This is a genomic window from Enterobacter sp. SORGH_AS_0287 (genome assembly GCF_031453695.1).
GTDB lineage: Bacteria > Pseudomonadota > Gammaproteobacteria > Enterobacterales > Enterobacteriaceae > Enterobacter > Enterobacter ludwigii.
Window position 1 is genome coordinate 2,875,849 of sequence record NZ_JAVIZW010000001.1, and the last position, 18,296, is coordinate 2,894,144.

The 18,296-nt window shown below is 54.8% G+C and carries 16 protein-coding genes and 1 pseudogene; 8 read left to right on the top strand and 9 right to left on the bottom strand.

The features are described 5' to 3' along the window. Positions 1 to 243: 243 nt before the first annotated feature. The 6 genes from QE396_RS13625 (at position 244) to QE396_RS13650 (ending at position 6,513) form a co-directional block, all read left to right on the top strand. Positions 244 to 954 (top strand): DUF1120 domain-containing protein, encoded by a 711-nt coding sequence (locus QE396_RS13625; RefSeq protein WP_309951343.1) that lies wholly within the window; start codon positions 244 to 246, stop codon positions 952 to 954. A gap of 251 nt (positions 955 to 1,205) precedes the next feature. Then, positions 1,206 to 1,922, top strand: coding sequence for a DUF1120 domain-containing protein (locus QE396_RS13630; protein WP_014168534.1), 717 nt, complete (start codon positions 1,206 to 1,208; stop codon positions 1,920 to 1,922). Positions 1,923 to 1,993: 71 nt separating this feature from the next. Next, positions 1,994 to 2,698: a fimbria/pilus chaperone family protein gene (locus QE396_RS13635; RefSeq protein WP_044857710.1), complete on the top strand. Its 705-nt coding sequence runs from the start codon at positions 1,994 to 1,996 to the stop codon at positions 2,696 to 2,698. Between the two features lie 15 nt (positions 2,699 to 2,713). After that, positions 2,714 to 5,128, top strand: a complete 2,415-nt coding sequence (locus tag QE396_RS13640) for a fimbrial biogenesis usher protein (protein ID WP_309951345.1) — start codon at positions 2,714 to 2,716, stop codon at positions 5,126 to 5,128. Beyond that, positions 5,125 to 5,694 carry a hypothetical protein gene (locus QE396_RS13645; RefSeq protein ID WP_223398459.1) on the top strand — a complete coding sequence of 190 codons (570 nt, stop codon included), beginning with the start codon at positions 5,125 to 5,127 and terminating at the stop codon, positions 5,692 to 5,694. The genes QE396_RS13640 and QE396_RS13645 overlap by 4 nt, the downstream gene beginning before the upstream one ends. A 117-nt stretch (positions 5,695 to 5,811) precedes the next feature. Then, entirely contained in the window at positions 5,812 to 6,513 is a 702-nt protein-coding gene (locus tag QE396_RS13650; RefSeq protein ID WP_014168530.1) for a DUF1120 domain-containing protein, read from the top strand. A 46-nt stretch (positions 6,514 to 6,559) separates the two neighbouring features. On the opposite strand, the gene deoD is transcribed toward QE396_RS13650, so the two are convergent. The 4 genes from deoD to deoC all read right to left on the bottom strand — a co-directional run bounded on the left by deoD (position 6,560) and on the right by deoC (position 10,821). Continuing rightward, positions 6,560 to 7,282, bottom strand: a complete 723-nt coding sequence (gene deoD / locus QE396_RS13655) for a purine-nucleoside phosphorylase (protein ID WP_013095492.1) — start codon at positions 7,280 to 7,282, stop codon at positions 6,560 to 6,562. 103 nt (positions 7,283 to 7,385) lie between these two features. Beyond that, the gene (deoB, locus tag QE396_RS13660; protein WP_020885280.1) at positions 7,386 to 8,609 is read right to left on the bottom strand and encodes a phosphopentomutase; all 1,224 of its coding nucleotides are present in this window, start codon (positions 8,607 to 8,609) and stop codon (positions 7,386 to 7,388) included. 53 nt (positions 8,610 to 8,662) lie between these two features. After that, the gene (gene deoA, locus QE396_RS13665; protein ID WP_014168528.1) at positions 8,663 to 9,985 is read right to left on the bottom strand and encodes a thymidine phosphorylase; all 1,323 of its coding nucleotides are present in this window, start codon (positions 9,983 to 9,985) and stop codon (positions 8,663 to 8,665) included. A gap of 56 nt (positions 9,986 to 10,041) precedes the next feature. Then, on the bottom strand, positions 10,042 to 10,821 hold the full coding sequence (deoC, locus tag QE396_RS13670) for a deoxyribose-phosphate aldolase (RefSeq protein WP_020885282.1): 780 nt from the start codon (positions 10,819 to 10,821) through the stop codon (positions 10,042 to 10,044). 261 nt (positions 10,822 to 11,082) lie between these two features. Here deoC and QE396_RS13675 point away from each other — a divergent pair, with 261 nt between their 5' ends. Both QE396_RS13675 and QE396_RS13680 read left to right on the top strand, forming a co-directional pair. After that, a complete protein-coding gene (locus tag QE396_RS13675; protein ID WP_309951353.1) occupies positions 11,083 to 12,630 on the top strand; it encodes a YjjI family glycine radical enzyme in 1,548 nt (515 codons plus the stop codon). Beyond that, a pseudogene (locus QE396_RS13680) lies at positions 12,605 to 13,466 on the top strand (YjjW family glycine radical enzyme activase). The gene QE396_RS13675 and the pseudogene QE396_RS13680 overlap by 26 nt, the downstream one beginning before the upstream one ends. On the opposite strand, the gene QE396_RS13685 reads toward QE396_RS13680, so the two are convergent. The 5 genes from QE396_RS13685 to prfC form a co-directional block, all read right to left on the bottom strand. Then, positions 13,461 to 14,243: a TatD family hydrolase gene (locus tag QE396_RS13685; RefSeq protein ID WP_047356946.1), complete on the bottom strand. Its 783-nt coding sequence runs from the start codon at positions 14,241 to 14,243 to the stop codon at positions 13,461 to 13,463. The pseudogene QE396_RS13680 and the gene QE396_RS13685 overlap by 6 nt on opposite strands. Further along, positions 14,240 to 15,292: a patatin family protein gene (locus QE396_RS13690; RefSeq protein ID WP_025205520.1), complete on the bottom strand. Its 1,053-nt coding sequence runs from the start codon at positions 15,290 to 15,292 to the stop codon at positions 14,240 to 14,242. Before QE396_RS13690 ends, QE396_RS13685 begins: the two co-directional genes overlap by 4 nt. A gap of 120 nt (positions 15,293 to 15,412) precedes the next feature. Continuing rightward, positions 15,413 to 15,574, bottom strand: a complete 162-nt coding sequence (locus QE396_RS13695; protein ID WP_003856556.1) for a DUF1328 domain-containing protein — start codon at positions 15,572 to 15,574, stop codon at positions 15,413 to 15,415. A gap of 129 nt (positions 15,575 to 15,703) precedes the next feature. Beyond that, complete coding sequence (osmY, locus tag QE396_RS13700; protein ID WP_134179300.1) at positions 15,704 to 16,321, bottom strand: molecular chaperone OsmY; 618 nt, start codon at positions 16,319 to 16,321, stop codon at positions 15,704 to 15,706. Between the two features lie 303 nt (positions 16,322 to 16,624). After that, positions 16,625 to 18,214, bottom strand: coding sequence for a peptide chain release factor 3 (gene prfC / locus QE396_RS13705; protein WP_014168520.1), 1,590 nt, complete (start codon positions 18,212 to 18,214; stop codon positions 16,625 to 16,627). Positions 18,215 to 18,296: the final 82 nt, after the last annotated feature.

Genomic DNA, 18,296 nt, shown 5'->3' on the forward strand with positions numbered 1-18,296 from the left:
TCTCTGACGGCGAATTTAATTCGCCGTTTTTATTCCTTTATTCATACTGCATCCATCATATTATTCGCAAGACGTAAATACATACATGATTGTATTTACAGCCCTTAATTAAACTCACAACCGAGTGTAGAATTTCTCATTTCACAAATAACTCTGACCATTAATAGAATTCCCACGCTTGTGAATCAATACGTTAATTACACGCCCACAAGAAAATATCCACTTTTTGGTTAAGGAATAACAGTGAAAAAACTTCTTCTCGCCACTCTGATTGCCGCGGCTTCGCACTCTGCGCTCGCCGACTCTACCGTTGTGATGAAGGTGAAAGGCAAAATGAATAATGCGTCCTGTACGCCTGAATTAAGCAATGGCGGTTCTATCGATTTTGGCACCATCGCCCTGGATCAACTTTCTCCTACCCAGACGAATCAGATGGGTCAAAAGGACATGTCGTTAACCATTAACTGCCCTTCAGCGACCAAAGTGGCCTGGAGCATCGCGGACAATAAAGAAGATACCAATGCGGCAAATGACCTGACGTCCAGCCAGTTCTACATCCGCGATGCGGCGGATAACGGAGGTGATGCCTGGGGCGCTGGCACCACCTATGGCGTTGGCACCACGGCTGCGGGCGAAAAGATTGGGGCGTATGCCATCGCAACGCGCGTGAATGAAGTTACCGCCAATGGTCTTCCGGCTCAGGCCATTTATGCCCCGGCGTACGTCAACAGCAATGGCGAATACATGTGGCGTAACCTGAGTACCGGTATTATTGCCAACGGTAACGCAGAAATTATGACGGCGACCACCCCAGGCAAATCTTCTCCGCTGGCGATTACCAACGTCGTCTTCCCGTTTAAAGTCTCGATGGCCATTGTGAATACCGATCGCCTGACCACGACCGATGAAGCTCAACTGAGCGGCGAAACCACCATTACGCTGGTTTATCTCTGATACGTTAAGGTCATGTTTTCTTTTCTCCGGCGGGATATCCCGCCGTTTTAAAGCAGAATATAAATCCATTCATATCTGATTGTAATGACTTAATAAAATCTCAATGTGCTCGTTAGAAAATCTAATTATTGCATTCTGTGAATCATTAATAGAATCAGCGGCGCTTGTTATTTAACACATGTATTCATGCAAGCACTTTGCGGACTAAAAATATCTTTTTTAGTCACTCTCTTTCAGGTTAAGGAATAACAATGAAAAAGCTTCTTCTTGCCACCGTGCTATCCATGGCGGCAACAGCCGTTTGCGCAGAACCGACCGCCATGCTCAAAGTACAGGGCTCACTGACCAGCGCAGGCTGCGTGCCGGAAATCAGCAACGGGGGTCTGGCCAACTTCGGTGAAATCGGTCTGGACTCCCTCTCCTCCAGCGTGCCATATCAGGCAGGCCATAAAGATGTCACCCTGACCATCAAGTGCCAGTCCGCCACACGCGTGGGCTGGACGCTTCACGACGATCGCGCGGACTCCAACGCCGGTGCCAGCCTGCCAGCTAACCAGTTCCACGTGGATAACGCTACCGCAAACGGTGGCCAGGCATCTGGCTCCAGCCAACTGAACGGCGTAGGTAAAACCAGCGCCGGCGAGAACATCGGTGCGTATGCCATTTCTACCTACCTGACCTCCGTTACCGCAGACGGCGCGGCGGTACAGCCTATCGCGGCTACCCTGTATACCGGCGGCACGATCAGCAGCAGAAGCTGGATGAACATGTGGACCAGCGGCATCCTCTCCAACGATGGCACCGACGTCATGACCGTTTCCAAAAGCGGCCAGCGTGCACCTTTAGCCTTCATGAGCGCGGCATTCCCGCTGAAGATTGCGCTGGCCGTAGCCCCAAGCGACAAGCTGACCCTGACCGACAAAACCGAGCTTGAAGGCCAGTCAACGATCACCCTGGTTTACCTCTAATCCAGCCCCCTGACGCAAAACTCTCCAGTTACATGGGGAGTTTTTTTCCTGACCAGCGAATGAAACCCACTATGTCTACGATCCACACATCAACACGTTTGATCTGCTCACTGTGCCTCGCCCTTCCGGCTTCGCTTTTTGCCGCCGGAATGGTGCCTGAAACCACCCTGCTGCTGATTGACGAAGCGAACCACGGCGGCGTCATGAGCGTGAAAAACACCGACAGCATTCCCACCCTGCTTTACACCTCCATCCGGGATATCGGGGGCGACCAGGGGGTAAAACTCAACGTCACCCAGCCGGTAGTGCGCCTTGAGCCAGGCCAGGAGCAACAGGTTCGCTTTATTCTTGAAACCGACAAACCGCTTAGCGTTGAACAGTACAAACGCGTGGTGTTCGAAGGTATTCCGCCCAAGAGCACGGATAAAAACGTAAAGGTCGGGATCAACCTGCGTCAGGATTTACCGGTCCTGATCCATCCCAAAGATCTGCCGGTGGTCACCGACGCCTGGAAATTACTGACCTGGTCAGTCACCGGGAAAGAGATCAAGGTGCAGAATCCGTCCGCCTACGTGGTCCGTTTCTCCACCTCTGTCACCTTACTGCCTTCGCATACGGAAGGTCTGGTCAACAAGACGTTTATCCTGCCGGGAGAGACCATGACGGTGCAGACCGACACCCCGGTTAACGGCACCGATAACGCCATTGAGTTCAATCCGGCCAGCCGCTACGGGATTGAAGTTGAGAGCTTTACCGCTTCCCTGACGCGCCAGTAAGACAGGGATGTTTTGGTGATTGAGTTCTCTTTGCGTAATCAGACGCTTCGCGCCGCCATACTGGGGGCTTTGACATTGCCCGCCCAGTCGGTATCGGCGGCCGGTATGGATTTTAATACCGATATTCTGGCGACCCGCGGTATCAGCACCAACCTCGCCCATTACTTCTCCCAGGCCCAGCGATACCTGCCGGGGCCGCATGCCGTGCAGGTAAAAATTAACGGCGTCGATAAAGGCACGCTTGCGATCCGCGTGGGAGAGGAAGGGCAACTGTGTCTGGATGATGACTTTACCCGTGCGGCAGGTCTTCTTCCGCTGAATATCGATGCAAAAGAGCCCTGCCATAATCTTCTGCAAGATTACCCGACGGCCACCGTCACGCTGCTGCCCAACGCGGAGTCGCTTGAGATTTATGTTCCCGCAGAGGCGATGGACAATGGTTTTTATGCCGCGAAATACTACGCACACGGCGGTGCGGCGGGTCTTATCAATTACAGTGCGTTCAGCAACTACAACGAGTACGGCAGCGGCGGAAACAGTACCTTTTCCCAGGGCAATATTGGCGCCGGTCTCAACGTGGCGAACTGGACACTGCGCAGCAACTTTATCCTGACCGACGATAACGGAACCCGCAGCACAGAGAATCTCTATACCTACGCGGAACACGTCTTCGAAGAACGGAAACTTCGCATTCAGGCGGGGCAGATTAACGTCAACTCGGCGCTGTTCAGTGGCGCACAAATTAATGGCGTTCAGTTCCTGCCGGAAACGGGCCTACAACCGAATATTCCGGCGACGACCATTTCCGGCATCGCCCGCACCAACCAGGCGCGCGTTGACGTTCGTCAGTCCGGGCAGGTTATCTACTCTTCGCTGGTGAATGCCGGTCCGTTTACTCTGACCGATGTCCCGGTGGTGCGTGGCAACGTGGATCTGTACATCAGCGTGGTCGAAACCGACGGTTCCACCACGACGTTTACGGTTCCCTCCTCCTCACTGAACGTGAGCGGGATGACGCGCACCGAAGGGCTCAGCGTCTCGTTGGGTAAAGTTCGCGATACCGGGGATGAACAGGGGTCGCCCTGGGTATTTAATTTTTCTGACGGAACCCGGTTTACGCCCCAGCTCACCGGCGTCACGGCGGGCGTGCTGGCAGAGCAGTATCAGGCCCTCGGGGCGATGCTGGAATGGTCGCCAGCCGAGTACTGGCTGCTTTCTCCCAGCGTTCAGATGAGCCGCGCGCAGTTCTACGGTCAACAAAATGGCCGCAAGATAGAATTGCAAAGTCACCTTTCCCTGCCCGAGCAACTCACGCTTGGGGTCAGCGCATCAACCTACAGCACCGGCTACCGGGAGTTAAACGAGGCGATGGACGCTGAATCCCAGCGCTATCAAAGCGCCTGGAATACCAGCCTCAACTGGAACAACGCGTGGGTTGGCTCGCTTTCTTTCCAGTACAGCGAGAATGCCGGCGATGAAGAGAGCAGTAGCTCCCGCTACCTGATGGTCTCCTGGGGCAAGAGTCTGGGGCACACGTCGCTCTCAGTGAACTGGCAGCACGCCCTCAGCAGCAGTGAGACGGAGAAGGGCGGCACAAGTGATGGCGACCTGCTCTATCTTAATCTGGTCATTCCGTTTGGCACTGAGCGCATCAGTACCTATATGCGCAGCCAGGGTGAAAAACAAAACCTCGGTATTCAGGACAGCGGATCGTGGGGTCAGAACACCAATTACAACCTCTCGGTCGATCGCGATAATCAGGACAAGACCCAGTCGTTTAACGGCAATGTCAGCACCAACCTGCACTATGCACAGCTGGGCATGGCCGCAGGGCTGAATGACGGGAACCAGCATAATTACAGCACCTCCCTCAGCGGCGGTATCGCCCTGCATGGTCATGGCATTACGTTTGCACCCTACCCGATTAAAGACACCTTTGGCATTGCGCGATTAAGCGAGCCGGAAAGCGGTATTCAAATCACCACGCCCGATGGAACCGTCTGGACCGATGCGTGGGGACAAGCCGTGGTGCCGGGTCTGCGCGAGTGGCAAACCTCTCAGATTGTCATTGATGCCAGCTCCCTGCCACAGGGAATGGATTTATCAAACGGGATACAGACCGTTTCCGCAGCTTACGGCTCATTCGCGCAGGTGGATTTCCACGTGCTGAACACGCGTCGTCTAATGCTGACCGTGAAACGCCCTGACGGGTCATGGCTCGCCAGAGGGCTTAGCGTGGTGGATAAAGATAGCCGTTATATCGTGAGCGTAATGGATAACGGCAGCGTGTTTATTCCCGACGCCACGGATGCGCCCGCCCTGTATGTGGTGGACGACAACATGGCAAAAATTTGCCACATCACGTATTCGCTCAGCGAAGACAAAAATACCGAGTCCTATTACGAAAAAGCAGAAGGAATGTGCCAGTGAAAACCTGTTATTCCCTTTTATTCGCGGCGTTTGCCAGCATGATTTTGCTCTTCTCCGCACGCGCGTCCAGTGAAGAGTGTCAGGTTACGTTTTCGCAGCCTGTTGTCTCGTTTGGAAAACTCAAACCGTCGGATATCGCCGCCTCGCAGAAGAACTGGAACCGGATGCCGGCCAAAGAAATTACGGCCAACGTCTTCTGCCCCGAGCCGAGAGTGATGGCCTTGTTTCTGCAGTCCACTGCCGGCGTCAACGGGGGGGTTCTCTTTGGTCAGGACGGGCGACTGGCCATTATTGCCGACAATATGGTAGTTGACGGGCATGCCTGCACGCTGGCGAAAACGACGGACCGTATCGGTTTTACGCCCTCCTCCAGCCCGACGCAACGCGCGTTTATCAAAAATAATGAAGGTCTCGTTGCCCGGCAAAATGCCGTGCCGGTGCGGGGTAAACACATGAGCTTCACCCTTAAGATTGTTCCCGTCATTAATAACAGCCAGCTTCGTCATGTTGCTGACAATACCCTTCTTGAGAGCAATATGGCCTGGGAATTGTTAACACAGGAATAACCCCATTCACGCGTCAGGTACCTGCCTGCGTGAAGCGTAGAAAAGCACTACCGTTACAAATACTGACGGGTTAATACCCCGCAATGTCATGCTTTTTATTTATGTTAAGGATTAACAATGAAAAAATGTTTACTCGTTGTCGCGCTGGCCCTGGCGGCCACATCCGCACACGCGGGCGATACCGCCGTGCTGAAAGTCAAAGCCTCGCTTGCCGGTGCCTCGTGTGTACCGGAGCTGAGCAATAATGGCGTGATCGATTTTGGCAGGATTCATATTGGCGATTTGTCGCAAACCCAGGCTACGCAGCTGGGCGAAAAAGGGGTGATGCTGACGATCAACTGCCCCACGCCAACAAAGGTGGGCTGGAGCATTGCGGATAACCGTACCGATTCCAACGCCAGCACGGGCAGCAGTAACCTGAAGGTGAAAAACGCCAATGCTAACGGCGGTGAGCTTCGCGGTGCGATGAACACCTTTGGGCTGGGCAAAACGCACGATGGTAAAAACATCGGCGCGTACTCCATCTACACCACGCCAGGCGATGTGACGGCGAACGGCAATAACGCTGAGCCTATCCGTACGGCCGTGACCGCGGGAGCGGGCGTGAGCCGCTGGCAGAAAGCCAACGGTGGTACCATCGCCAATAAAGATTTGGGTCTGATGAGCGTTGCGCCGGCGGGCAAAAACGACCCGATGGCGGTCACCAGCGTCTCTTTCCCGCTGAACGTGTCGCTGGCGGTCGAGAATCTGAAGAATCTGTCTTTAACGGAAGATACGGAGTTTGACGGTCAGGCGACCATCAGCGTGGTGTATTTGTAACCGGGAAGAGCATGCCGGGCAGCGAACGCCGCCCGGCAGTACAACATTACTCTTTGTCGCCCAGCAGAACGGATTCCAGCGCGATTTTGATCATGTCATTGAAGGTGGTCTGACGCTCAGCAGCGGTCGTCTGCTCGTGCGTACGGATATGGTCAGACACGGTGCAGATGGTCAGTGCTTTCGCGCCAAACTCAGCCGCGACACCGTAGATCCCAGCCGCTTCCATTTCCACACCCAGGATGCCGTACTTTTCCATCACGTCGAACATCTCGCCGCCGTCTGGTGCATAGAACAGGTCAGCAGAGAACAGGTTACCCACGCGTGCGTCTACGCCCAGCGCTTTTGCGGCATCAACCGCGTTACGCACCATGCCGAAGTCAGCGATGGCGGCAAAGTCATGGTCTTTGAAACGCATACGGTTAACTTTAGAGTCCGTGCACGCGCCCATGCCGATAACCACATCACGCAGCTTAACGTCCATACGTACTGCACCGCAGGAGCCTACGCGAATGATTTTCTTCACGCCGAAATCGGTGATCAGCTCTTTGGTGTAGATGGAGCAGGATGGGATACCCATACCGTGACCCATCACGGAGATTTTGCGGCCTTTGTACGTACCGGTGAAGCCCAGCATGCCGCGAACGTTGTTCACTTCACGCACGTCTTCGAGGAAAGTTTCTGCAATGTGCTTCGCGCGCAGCGGGTCGCCCGGCATCAATACGACGTCAGCGAAATCACCCATTTCGGCATTAATGTGAGGAGTTGCCATCTTCAGTTCCTTTTATCGTGTTTTTGCCGGGTGGCGGCGGCGCCTGCCCGGCCTGCATGGTGTTCTCCCTCTCCCGAAGGGAGAGGGATACGCCCGGATGTGTTTAGAACATGGCCTTGCCATATTCCATGTCGGACGTACCAAAGTATTTCGCAATAGTCTGACCGATATCGGCGAAGGTTTCACGGTGGCCCAGTGAGCCAGGTTTCACTTTTGGGCCGTACACCAGCACAGGAATGTGCTCGCGCGTGTGGTCGGTACCGGTCCAGGTTGGGTCGCAGCCGTGGTCGGCGGTCAGGATCAGAATGTCATCTTCACCCACCAGCTCCATCAGCTCCGGCAAACGGCGGTCAAACAGTTCCAGTCCCGCGGCATAACCGGCCACGTCACGACGGTGGCCCCAGGAGGAGTCGAAGTCCACGAAGTTGGTGAAGACGATAGTCTTGTCACCCGCTTCTTTCATCTCTTTGATGGTGGCGTCAAACAGCGCATCCAGACCGGTGGCTTTCACTTTTTTGGTGATACCGCAGTTGGCATAGATGTCTGCAATTTTCCCCACGGACACCACGTGGCCGTCTTTCTCGTCAACCAGCTTCTGCAGTACGGTCGGTGCCGGTGGCTCAACGGCCAGGTCATGACGGTTACCGGTGCGCTGGAAGTTACCCGCTTTATCACCGATAAACGGACGAGCAATCACGCGACCGATGTTATAGCCGCCTTCTGTCAGCTCTTCACGTGCGATTTCGCACAGCTCGTAAAGCTTATCCAGGCCAAAGGTCTCTTCGTGGCAGGCAATCTGGAACACGGAGTCGGCAGAGGTGTAGAAAATCGGCTTGCCGGTTTTCATGTGCTCTTCACCGAGTTCGTCCAGAATCACGGTACCGGAAGAGTGGCAGTTACCGAGGTAGCCCGGCAGATTGGCACGCTTGACCAGCTTGTCCAGCAGCTCCTGCGGGAAGCTGTTCTCGTGATCGGAGAAGTAACCCCAGTCGAAGAGAACCGGCACGCCGGCGATTTCCCAGTGGCCAGACGGGGTATCTTTACCGGAAGAGAGCTCGTGCGCCCAGGCGTACGCGCCTACCACTTCCGCATTGCCGTCCATACCGGCTGCAATTTTACCGGTAGAACCTTCATGGGCTTTCACCAGACCCAGACGGGTCAGGTTTGGCAGAGTCAGAGGGCCTTTACGACCATTGTCCGCTTCGCCTTTCGCACAGGCTTCAGCGATGTGACCCATGGTATCGGAACCCACGTCACCAAAACGTTCTGCATCTTCGGTTGCGCCGATGCCGAATGAGTCCAGCACCATAATAAATGCACGTTTCATAATTGTTCTCCGTACGTAGTGCTTCAAAAATTATCGATCAGATCAGTATACCGCTATTCGGTGATACGGCGATAGACAGTCGGTGTGCTTTGCGGTGCTTTATCATCAAGCGTAATGGCCGCTTTCACCGCCTTTGCCGCTTCCTGCCAGCTGGCTTCATCTTTCGCGTGGATCACGGCCAGCGGACGTTGACCATCGACGCTGTCACCCAGACGCGCCATATCGGTAAAGCCGACGCTGTAATCAATGGTGTCCGAGGCCTGACGACGACCGCCGCCCATCGACACGACCGCCATGCCGAGCGCGCGCGTATCCATCGCCGAGACAAAGCCTTCGGTATCGGCGTAGACCGCTTTGCTGAGCGTCGCCGTTGGCAGGTATTTCGCGTAGTGTTCCACGAAGTCGGTCGGGCCTTTCTGCGCCGCTACCATGCGGCCGAAGATCTCTGCCGCTTTGCCGTTATCCAGCACCGCCTGAAGTTTGGCGCGTGCGTCGGCATCATCGCTGGCGAGCTTGCCGGAGATCAGCATCTCCACGCACAGGGCCATGGTGACATCGAGCAGACGCGGGTTCCGGTATTCACCGGTGAGGAACTGCACGGCTTCACGCACTTCCACAGCGTTGCCTGCGCTGGACGCCAGCACCTGGTTCATGTCCGTCAGCAGGGCGGTAGTACGCACGCCCGCACCGTTGGAGACGCCCACAATGGCTTCTGCCAGCGCCGCGGAAAGCTCATAGGTCGGCATAAAGGCGCCGCTGCCCACTTTCACATCCATGACCAGCGCATCCAGGCCTTCCGCCAGTTTCTTGGCGAGGATAGAGGCGGTAATCAGGGGAATAGAGTCGACGGTCGCGGTGATATCGCGGGTCGCGTAGAAGCGCTTGTCTGCAGGAGCAAGAGAGCTGGTCTGGCCGATAATCGCCACACCAACGTCTTTAATAATGTCGCGGAAGCGATGGTCATCCGGGAAGATATCGAAGCCCGGGATGGCTTCCAGTTTGTCGAGCGTACCGCCGGTATGTCCCAGGCCACGCCCGGAGATCATGGGGATATAACCACCACAGGCCGCCACCATTGGGCCCAGCATCAGCGACGTCACGTCACCAACACCGCCGGTTGAGTGTTTATCCACAATTGGGCCGTTGAGGTTCAGGCTTTTCCAGTCCAGAACGGTTCCTGAATCTCGCATCGCCATGGTCAGCGATACACGCTCAGGCATCGACATATCGTGGAAGAAAATGGTCATCGCCAGAGCAGCAATCTGCCCTTCAGAGATGGTGTTATCACGAATGCCATTGATAAAGAAGCGGATCTCTTCGTCGCTTAATGCATGACCATCACGTTTTTTACGAATAATTTCTTGTGCGAGAAACACGGTAACCCCCGAGAAAACAGGTTAAATGCGGCGGATGGCCCGCCGCAGGATAAAAATTAGTAGCTGCTTGCGCTCTTACCGTCGCCGTGACCCAGCGCTTTCAGCAGGCTCGCCAGCAGGCTGGATGCACCAAAGCGATAGTGACGGGAATCCGCCCACGCCGGACCAAACAGTTCGTCGGCAATCGCCAGGAACTGCTGCGCATCTTCAGCCGTGCGCACGCCGCCCGCAGGTTTGAAGCCTACGGTTTTTTCCACGCCCATATCACGGATCACTTCCATCATGATGCGCGCGCTTTCCGGCGTTGCGTTCACCGGCACTTTACCGGTAGAGGTTTTGATGAAATCTGCACCCGCGTTGATGGAGATTTCAGACGCTTTACGGATCAGCGCTTCTTCTTTCAGCTCACCGGTTTCGATGATCACTTTCAGCAGCACGTTTGCCGCAGCACAAGCGTCTTTACACGCTTTCACCAGGTCAAAACCAACCTGCTCGTTACCGGCGATCAGCGCACGGTACGGGAATACCACGTCCACTTCGTCAGCGCCGTACGCGATGGCCGCGCGGGTTTCAGCCAGCGCAATCTCGATGTCGTCATTGCCGTGCGGGAAGTTAGTCACGGTTGCAATGCGTACATCCGGCGTGCCCTGCTCTTTCAGCGTCTTACGGGCAATGGGGATAAAGCGCGGGTAGATACAGACGGCTGCAGTGTTCCCGACGGGCGTTTTCGCCTGATGGCACAGGGCGATGACTTTCTCATTGGTGTCGTCATCATTCAGGGTGGTCAGGTCCATCAGTTTCAACGCGCGCAGGCTGCTTGCAGTTAAATCGGTCATAACATTCTCCAACGGCATCGCCGTATAAATTTCACCTTGCGGTCTGTGACTATTCTAACATCCAGCCGCACTTACACTTCGACATTCATCACAGTTAATGAAAACTGCGTACAAATTTGCATTACTGTAATGAGATGAACTTCAAATTTTACTGCTATCGCTGCTGATTAAAGCAGCGATACCCGGTGTGGGATCAAAAGTCCCCCCGGGATGACTTCCTACAATTCGGTCATCATCCGCAGAACCATAAAGGAAGCGAATATGTCCCACGCCAGCCCTCACGCACTGCAACAACGTTGCCAGCAAATTGTGACAAGCCCGGTATTGACCCCCGAGCAAAAACGTCATTTTCTGGCGCTGGAAGCGGAGAACCATCTTCCCTACCCCGCGCTGCCTCAGGCCGCTCGCACCGCGCTGGAAGAGGGATTTATCTGCGACATGTTCGAAGGCCATGCGCCTTATAAACCGCGCTATGTTCTGCCTGATTACGCCAGATTCCTCGCCAACGGCTCGGCATGGCTGGAACTGGAAGGGGCAAAGGATCTGGATGACGCGCTCTCACTGCTGACCATCCTGTACCACCATGTTCCTTCTGTCACATCGATGCCGGTCTTCCTCGGTCATCTTGATGCATTACTGCAACCGTATGTTAATATTCTAACACAAGAAGAAATCGATAGCCGAATAAAACGTTTCTGGCGCTATCTCGACAGAACGCTTCCGGATGCGTTTATGCATGCCAATATTGGTCCGGCGGACACGCCCGTTACCCGCGCGATTTTACGCGCTGATGCAGAGCTGAAGCAGGTCGCACCGAATCTGACCTTTATTTATGATCCCGATATCACACAAGATTCACTGCTGCTCAGGGTGGCCGAAAACCTCTGTGAATGCAGCAAACCCCATATTTCTAACGGCCCGGTGAATGATAAAATTTTCACAAAAAGCCGTTATGGTATCGTGAGTTGTTACAACTCCCTGCCGCTGGCAGGCGGTGGCAGCACGCTGGTGCGCCTGAACCTGAAGGCCATTGCCGAACACAGCGACTCGCCCGAAGACTTTTTTAGCCGTACGTTGCCCCACTACTGCCAGCAGCAACTGGCCGTCATCAATGCCCGCTGCGAGTTCCTGTATCAAAAATCCGGCTTCTTTGAGAATAGCTTCCTCGTCAAAGAGGGGCTGATTGATCCCGACCGCTTTGTGCCGATGTTCGGCATGTATGGCCTGGCCGAAGCGGTGAACGTACTGTGTGAGAAAGCGGGTTCACCGGGCCGTTACGGTAAAGACGACCAGGCCAACGCGCTGGGGTATCGGATCAGCGAACAGCTCGCGGCGTTTGTTGAAAGCACACCGGTAAAATACGGCTGGAAACAGCGTGCGATGCTGCATGCCCAGTCCGGAATAAGCTCTGATATCGGTACGACGCCGGGCGCGCGGTTGCCTTACGGGGAGGAGCCGGACCCGATTAGCCACCTGCTGAGCGTGGCGCCACACCACAAGCACTATCACGCCGGGATTAGCGACATCCTGACGCTGGACGAGACGGTCAAACGCAACCCGCAGGCCGTGGTGCAACTGTGTCTGGGTGCGTTCAACGCGGGAATGCGGGAGTTCACCGCCAACGTGGCCGGTAACGATCTGGTACGCGTGACCGGATATATGGTGCGGTTGTCCGACCTGGAGAAATACCGTGAAACAGGGTCACGCACTAACACCACCTGGCTTGGAGAAGAAGCCGCCCGACACACCCGCATCCTGGAGCGCCAGCCACGCGTGATAAGCCATGAACAGCAGATGCGCTTTAGTTAGTCAGGTGATCCCCTTCTCCTGCGTGGACGGGCCGGGCAGCCGCCTGGCTCTGTTTCTCCAGGGGTGCAACCTGCGCTGCAAAACCTGCCACAATCCGTGGACCATCGGACGCTGCAACGACTGCGGCGACTGCGTACCCCACTGTCCGCACGATGCGCTGAACATACAGGCCGGGCGGGTCTGGTGGCAGGAGAGTCAGTGTCAGCAGTGTGATACCTGCCTGCAGTTGTGCCAGCAGCAGGCAACGCCAATGGCGCACCGTTTTAGCGTCGACGAGATCCTCACTCAGCTCTCTAAATCCGCACCCTTTATTGAAGGTATTACCGTGAGCGGCGGTGAAGCGACAACGCAGCTACCGTTCCTGGTGGCGCTCTTCACGGCGATCAAAGCCGATCCCGGCCCTGCAACACCTGACGTGCCTGGTGGACAGCAACGGTCTGTTAGGGGAAACCGGCTGGCAAAAACTGCTGCCGGTATTCGACGGGGCAATGGTGGATTTGAAGGCCTGGGGGAACGAACACCATCGCTTCCTGACCGGACGCGAAAATCCGCAGATTAAGCACAGTATCCGCTGGCTGGCACACCACCAGCGGCTGGCGGAACTGCGATTACTGGTGATCCCGGAGCAGTGTGATTATCTGGAGCATCTCAAAGCACTGACGGCGTTTATCCACGCGTTGGGCAATGTCCCGGTACGCATTAACGCCTTTCATGCTCACGGCGTTTACGGTGAGGCGGCGTCCTGGCGCAGCGCCACGCCAGAAGATATTGAGCCGCTGGCGCGGGCGCTGGAACAACAGCAGATTGTGGTAATCCGACCGGCGCTTTATCTATAGCGTGATACCAAATACCGCGCGGGTATTCTCCAGCAGGGCATGCGCAATCACCTCTTCCGGCTCCTCGCGCAACTCACAGAGCGTGTCAAAGACCCGAGCGGCCTGCTCCGGGCGATTTGGCTGCCCCTGAAAACCGTTGAGCGGCATATCCGGTGCGTCGGTTTCCAGTAATAATGCTTCGAGCGGCAGCTGCGCCATCACATCGCGGGTTTTACTGGCGCGTGGATAGGTGATGGTACCCCCGACGCCAATTTTATAGCCCAGCGCAATAAAGCGCTGCGCCTGCTGCAGGCTCCCTGAAAAACCGTGCACAACGCCCCTTCGCGGAAGATCGATACGCTTCAGATGCATTGCCAGTTTGTCATGGGTTCGACGGGAGTGAAGGATCACCGGCAGATCGTGGCGCTTCGCCAGACGCAGCTGCGCATCAAGGATCGTCTGCTGGCGCGCAAACTGCGGATCGTCGCGATAGAGATCGAGGCCGATCTCACCGATGGCGACAAGTTTGTCGCCAGCCGTCTGCACAATGGCGTCCAGCGCGTCGATATGCTCATCAAGATGGTGTTCAATCACAATGGGATGCAGGCCGAGCGCGGCGTACAGCGCCTGGTGTCGCCTTGAGAGATCCAGTACCCGCTCAAAGTATGCCGCTTCAACCGCCGGCACAATTATCGCCTCTACGCCGGCTTGTGCAGCTCGCGTGATGCTTTGCTCTTCATCCCCCGTAAACGGTGGAAAATCAAAATGACAGTGGGTATCGATAAACCGGTACGTCACGCCAGATCCTCATTATCTAACAATGCGTCATTCGCCTGCGGAGCATCCACCAGTGGCATCGCCAGCGCATCATTCGCCACCACTGCCGGTGGGGTAATAATGGCTTTATGACGATGTATAGGCGGTTGTTCAGCCAGCAGTTTGCCTATTGTCGCCAGGAAGTAACGCCCGCACAGGCGCCCCGTTTTGTAATCGGTACGCAGCGCAGGAACGCGGCTGCCCAGCGCCATGCTGACCAGCGGTTTGGGCGGGTAAATTTCAAATATACGCAGCTTACCCGGCGGTTTTTCAATAAAGCGCTGCATGGCGCCGTAGGTCGTTTCATGCTGCTTCGCGATATTGACTAGATGTTGCAGGCTGCTGTCGCCTAACCAGCGCTCCATGCGTTTAAACCACTGCGGGGTATAGTACATTTGCGACGGGACGGTGCGGATCACCACAATGGTTTTTGCCCCGCGTCGCGCAGCTTCCTGTACCGGCACCGCGTCACTGATGCCGCCGTCCAGATAGCTGATGCCGTCCAGCAGCGCGCCGGAACGATAGAAACCGGGAATGGCGCTGGAGGCGCGAATGATATCCAGCCAGTTCTCTTTTTGAGGAGAGAAATACCCCGGCGTGTAGTCATCACCACGGCTGGCGCACATCCAGAACTCTTTTCCGCTGTCGAACAGGCGCGCCGCCGTATCCATTGCCAGCGGCATCTGGCTTGAGGTCGAATCCAGCAGCCAGTCAAGGTCAATCAGGTTCCCGCCACGCACAAAGCGCACCGGGTTGAAAAATTCTTTCGCCGTGGTGTAGCGCATGATCACTTTTCGCGCGTAGCCGGGCTGGTTACAGACATAAGCAGAGAGGTTTTGCGCCCCGGCAGAGGTCCCGAAGTACAGGTCAAACGGGTTGAATTGCGCGCGCATAAACTCGTCCAGCACACCGGCCGTAAAAATGCCGCGCTGTCCGCCACCTTCACACACCAGCGCAAGCGGGCCTGCGCGAAACGGCTTTAACGCCAGCGGCGCAATATTGCCGAGCGTAACGGGAATTCGTTGCCCCACCTCTGCTTTCCTGTTTTCATTTTTCTGTTATGACACAGTAGCGCACCCGACCAGCGACTGAAACAAGAAAAAGCCAGTCACGAGGACTGGCTTTTTTTTGTTGAAGGAATATTGCGTTTGCTACGGACGTCGACGACCCGTAAACAGGCTGACCAGGAACAGAATAATACCCACGACGAAGACAATTTTTGCTGCCCATGCCGCTGTACCTGCCAGACCACCAAAGCCCAATGCGGCGGCAATTAACGCGATAACCAGAAATATAATGCCCCAACGAAACATAAGCTTCTCCTTTACCATAGTTAATGTCGGCCGCTAAATGTGAGCGCGCTCAGGTCACTCACCGGCGATTTTCCAGAGTCATTTTTATTTCGCCCGCTGACGTTAGCCAGACGGGCGAATGGTGCAGATTTACTTCGTTTTCAGATCGTTTTTAACGCTTTTAACACCATCGATCGCTTTCGCGATGGACTCGGCGCGCTCACTTTGCGCCTGAGAATCGACCGTACCGGAAAGCTGAACCACGCCATCGGTGGTTTCCACTTTCACTTTACGAGATGGCACGATGTCATCTGCTAAAAGTTTAGCTTTGATTTCGCTGGTGGTGGCTGCATCTCCGGCATACCCTTTCACCGACGCGTTTTTGCTGTCCCGAACGTGCAGTTTGTCGCTCACGGACGCTACACCTTCAACACCCTTCGCCACTTTTACCGCCTGTTCGGCCTGGGCCTGGCTTTCTACAAAACCACTCAGGGTGACAACTTTCTTGTCAGTTTTAACGGAAATATCGGTGCTCTTGATAGCTTCATCATCCACCAGTGCGGCTTTCACTTTTGCTGTGATTGAGCTGTCATCCATGAAATTACCGACTTTATTCATAGAGCTATCGATTTTTTGCCCTGCGGTATCGGCGGTGGACTGCGCTTTATCCATAGTGCTGGTTTCAGCCAGAGCAGAACCACTTACCAGGAGGCTACCCAGTGTCACAGCCAGCAGAGTTTTAGAAATCTTCAGTCTTGTCATATTCATCGATGTATTCCTGTGTATACCCGTCATTCGGGCGACATACTTCCCTAATTGCTAGTTTTATATATTGCGAATGAACACACGGGCAAAATGGAGAACCCAAAGTCATGCATTGAACAGTTAATTCATCCACGCCCGGTGTTAAACACTGAGTTAAATATAGATCACTCTCACAGTGCCGCTTTCAGATTTGGGTAAAAAACGAGCAAAAGACGCGAAATAATGTTGAATTAAGAACATTCCGCAAGAGATTAATAAGACAGGAAATAAAGAAGAGCACGGCGATTGCCGCGCTCTGAGAGGGGATCAGTGTTCGCGCGTTTTGCGGAACTGGACATCAGGATAACGTTCCTGAGTCAGGTTCAGGTTGACCATGGTTGGAGCGATATACGTCAGGTTATCACCGCCATCCAGTGCCAGCTGCACTTCGTTCTTACGTTTAAATTCTTCGAATTTCTTCACGTCAGAACACTCTACCCAGCGCGCGGTCGCCACGTTAACCGATTCATAGATCGCTTCCACGTTGTACTCGCTCTTCAGACGCGCAACGACCACGTCGAACTGCAGCACACCGACAGCGCCTACGATCAGATCGTTGTTAGCGATTGGGCGGAACACCTGGACTGCGCCCTCTTCGGAAAGCTGAACCAGCCCTTTCAGCAGCTGTTTCTGCTTCAGCGGATCGCGCAGGCGAATACGACGGAACAGTTCCGGTGCGAAGTTCGGAATACCGGTGAACTTCATCATTTCACCCTGGGTGAAGGTATCGCCGATCTGAATCGTACCGTGGTTGTGCAGACCGATGATGTCGCCCGGATAGGCTTCTTCAACGTGCGAACGGTCGCCCGCCATAAAGGTCAGCGCATCGGAGATCACCACATCTTTACCGATACGTACCTGACGCAGCTTCATGCCCTTTTCATACTTACCGGACACCACGCGCATAAAGGCGACGCGGTCACGGTGTTTCGGGTCCATGTTGGCCTGAATTTTAAAGACGAAACCGGTGAACTTCTCTTCTTTCGCTTCCACTTCACGGGTGTCAGTTTTACGTGACATCGGTTGTGGCGCCCACTCCACCAGCCCATCAAGCATATGGTCAACGCCGAAGTTACCCAGCGCGGTACCAAAGAAGACCGGGGTGATTTCACCGCTCAGGAACAGCTCTCTGTCGAATTCGTGAGATGCACCTTGAACCAGCTCCAGCTCGTCACGCAGCTGCGCGGCCAGCTCTTCACCCACAGCCGCATCCAGCTCCGGGTTATCCAGACCTTTTACGATACGGACTTCCTGAATGGTATGGCCTTTACCGGTCTGGTAAAGATAGGTTTCGTCTTTATAAAGGTGATAGACACCCTTGAACAGCTTGCCGCAGCCAATGGGCCAGGTGATAGGCGCACAGGCAATTTTCAGCTCGTTTTCCACTTCATCCATCAGCTCCATCGGGTCGCGGATGTCACGGTCGAGTTTGTTCATAAAGGTGAGGATCGGCGTATCGCGCAGACGGGTAACTTCCATCAGCTTACGGGTACGATCTTCTACCCCTTTCGCGGCGTCGATGACCATCAGACAGCAGTCCACCGCCGTCAGCGTACGGTAGGTATCTTCCGAGAAGTCTTCGTGCCCTGGGGTATCCAGCAGGTTGACCAGGCAATCATGATACGGGAACTGCATCACGGAGGTGGTAATGGAAATACCACGCTGCTTTTCCATCTCCATCCAGTCAGATTTTGCATGCTGGTTGGAACCACGGCCTTTTACGGTACCCGCAGTCTGAATCGCCTGTCCGAACAGTAACACCTTCTCGGTGATGGTCGTTTTACCGGCATCCGGGTGAGAGATAATGGCAAAAGTACGGCGCCTGGCCACCTCTTGCAGATAAGGAGACAACGTCATAATGAAATCTTCTATATAAGCGCGGCGTCAGGCCGCGCATCATGGGATACGAAAAATGCGGCTATTTTACCCATCAATGGGG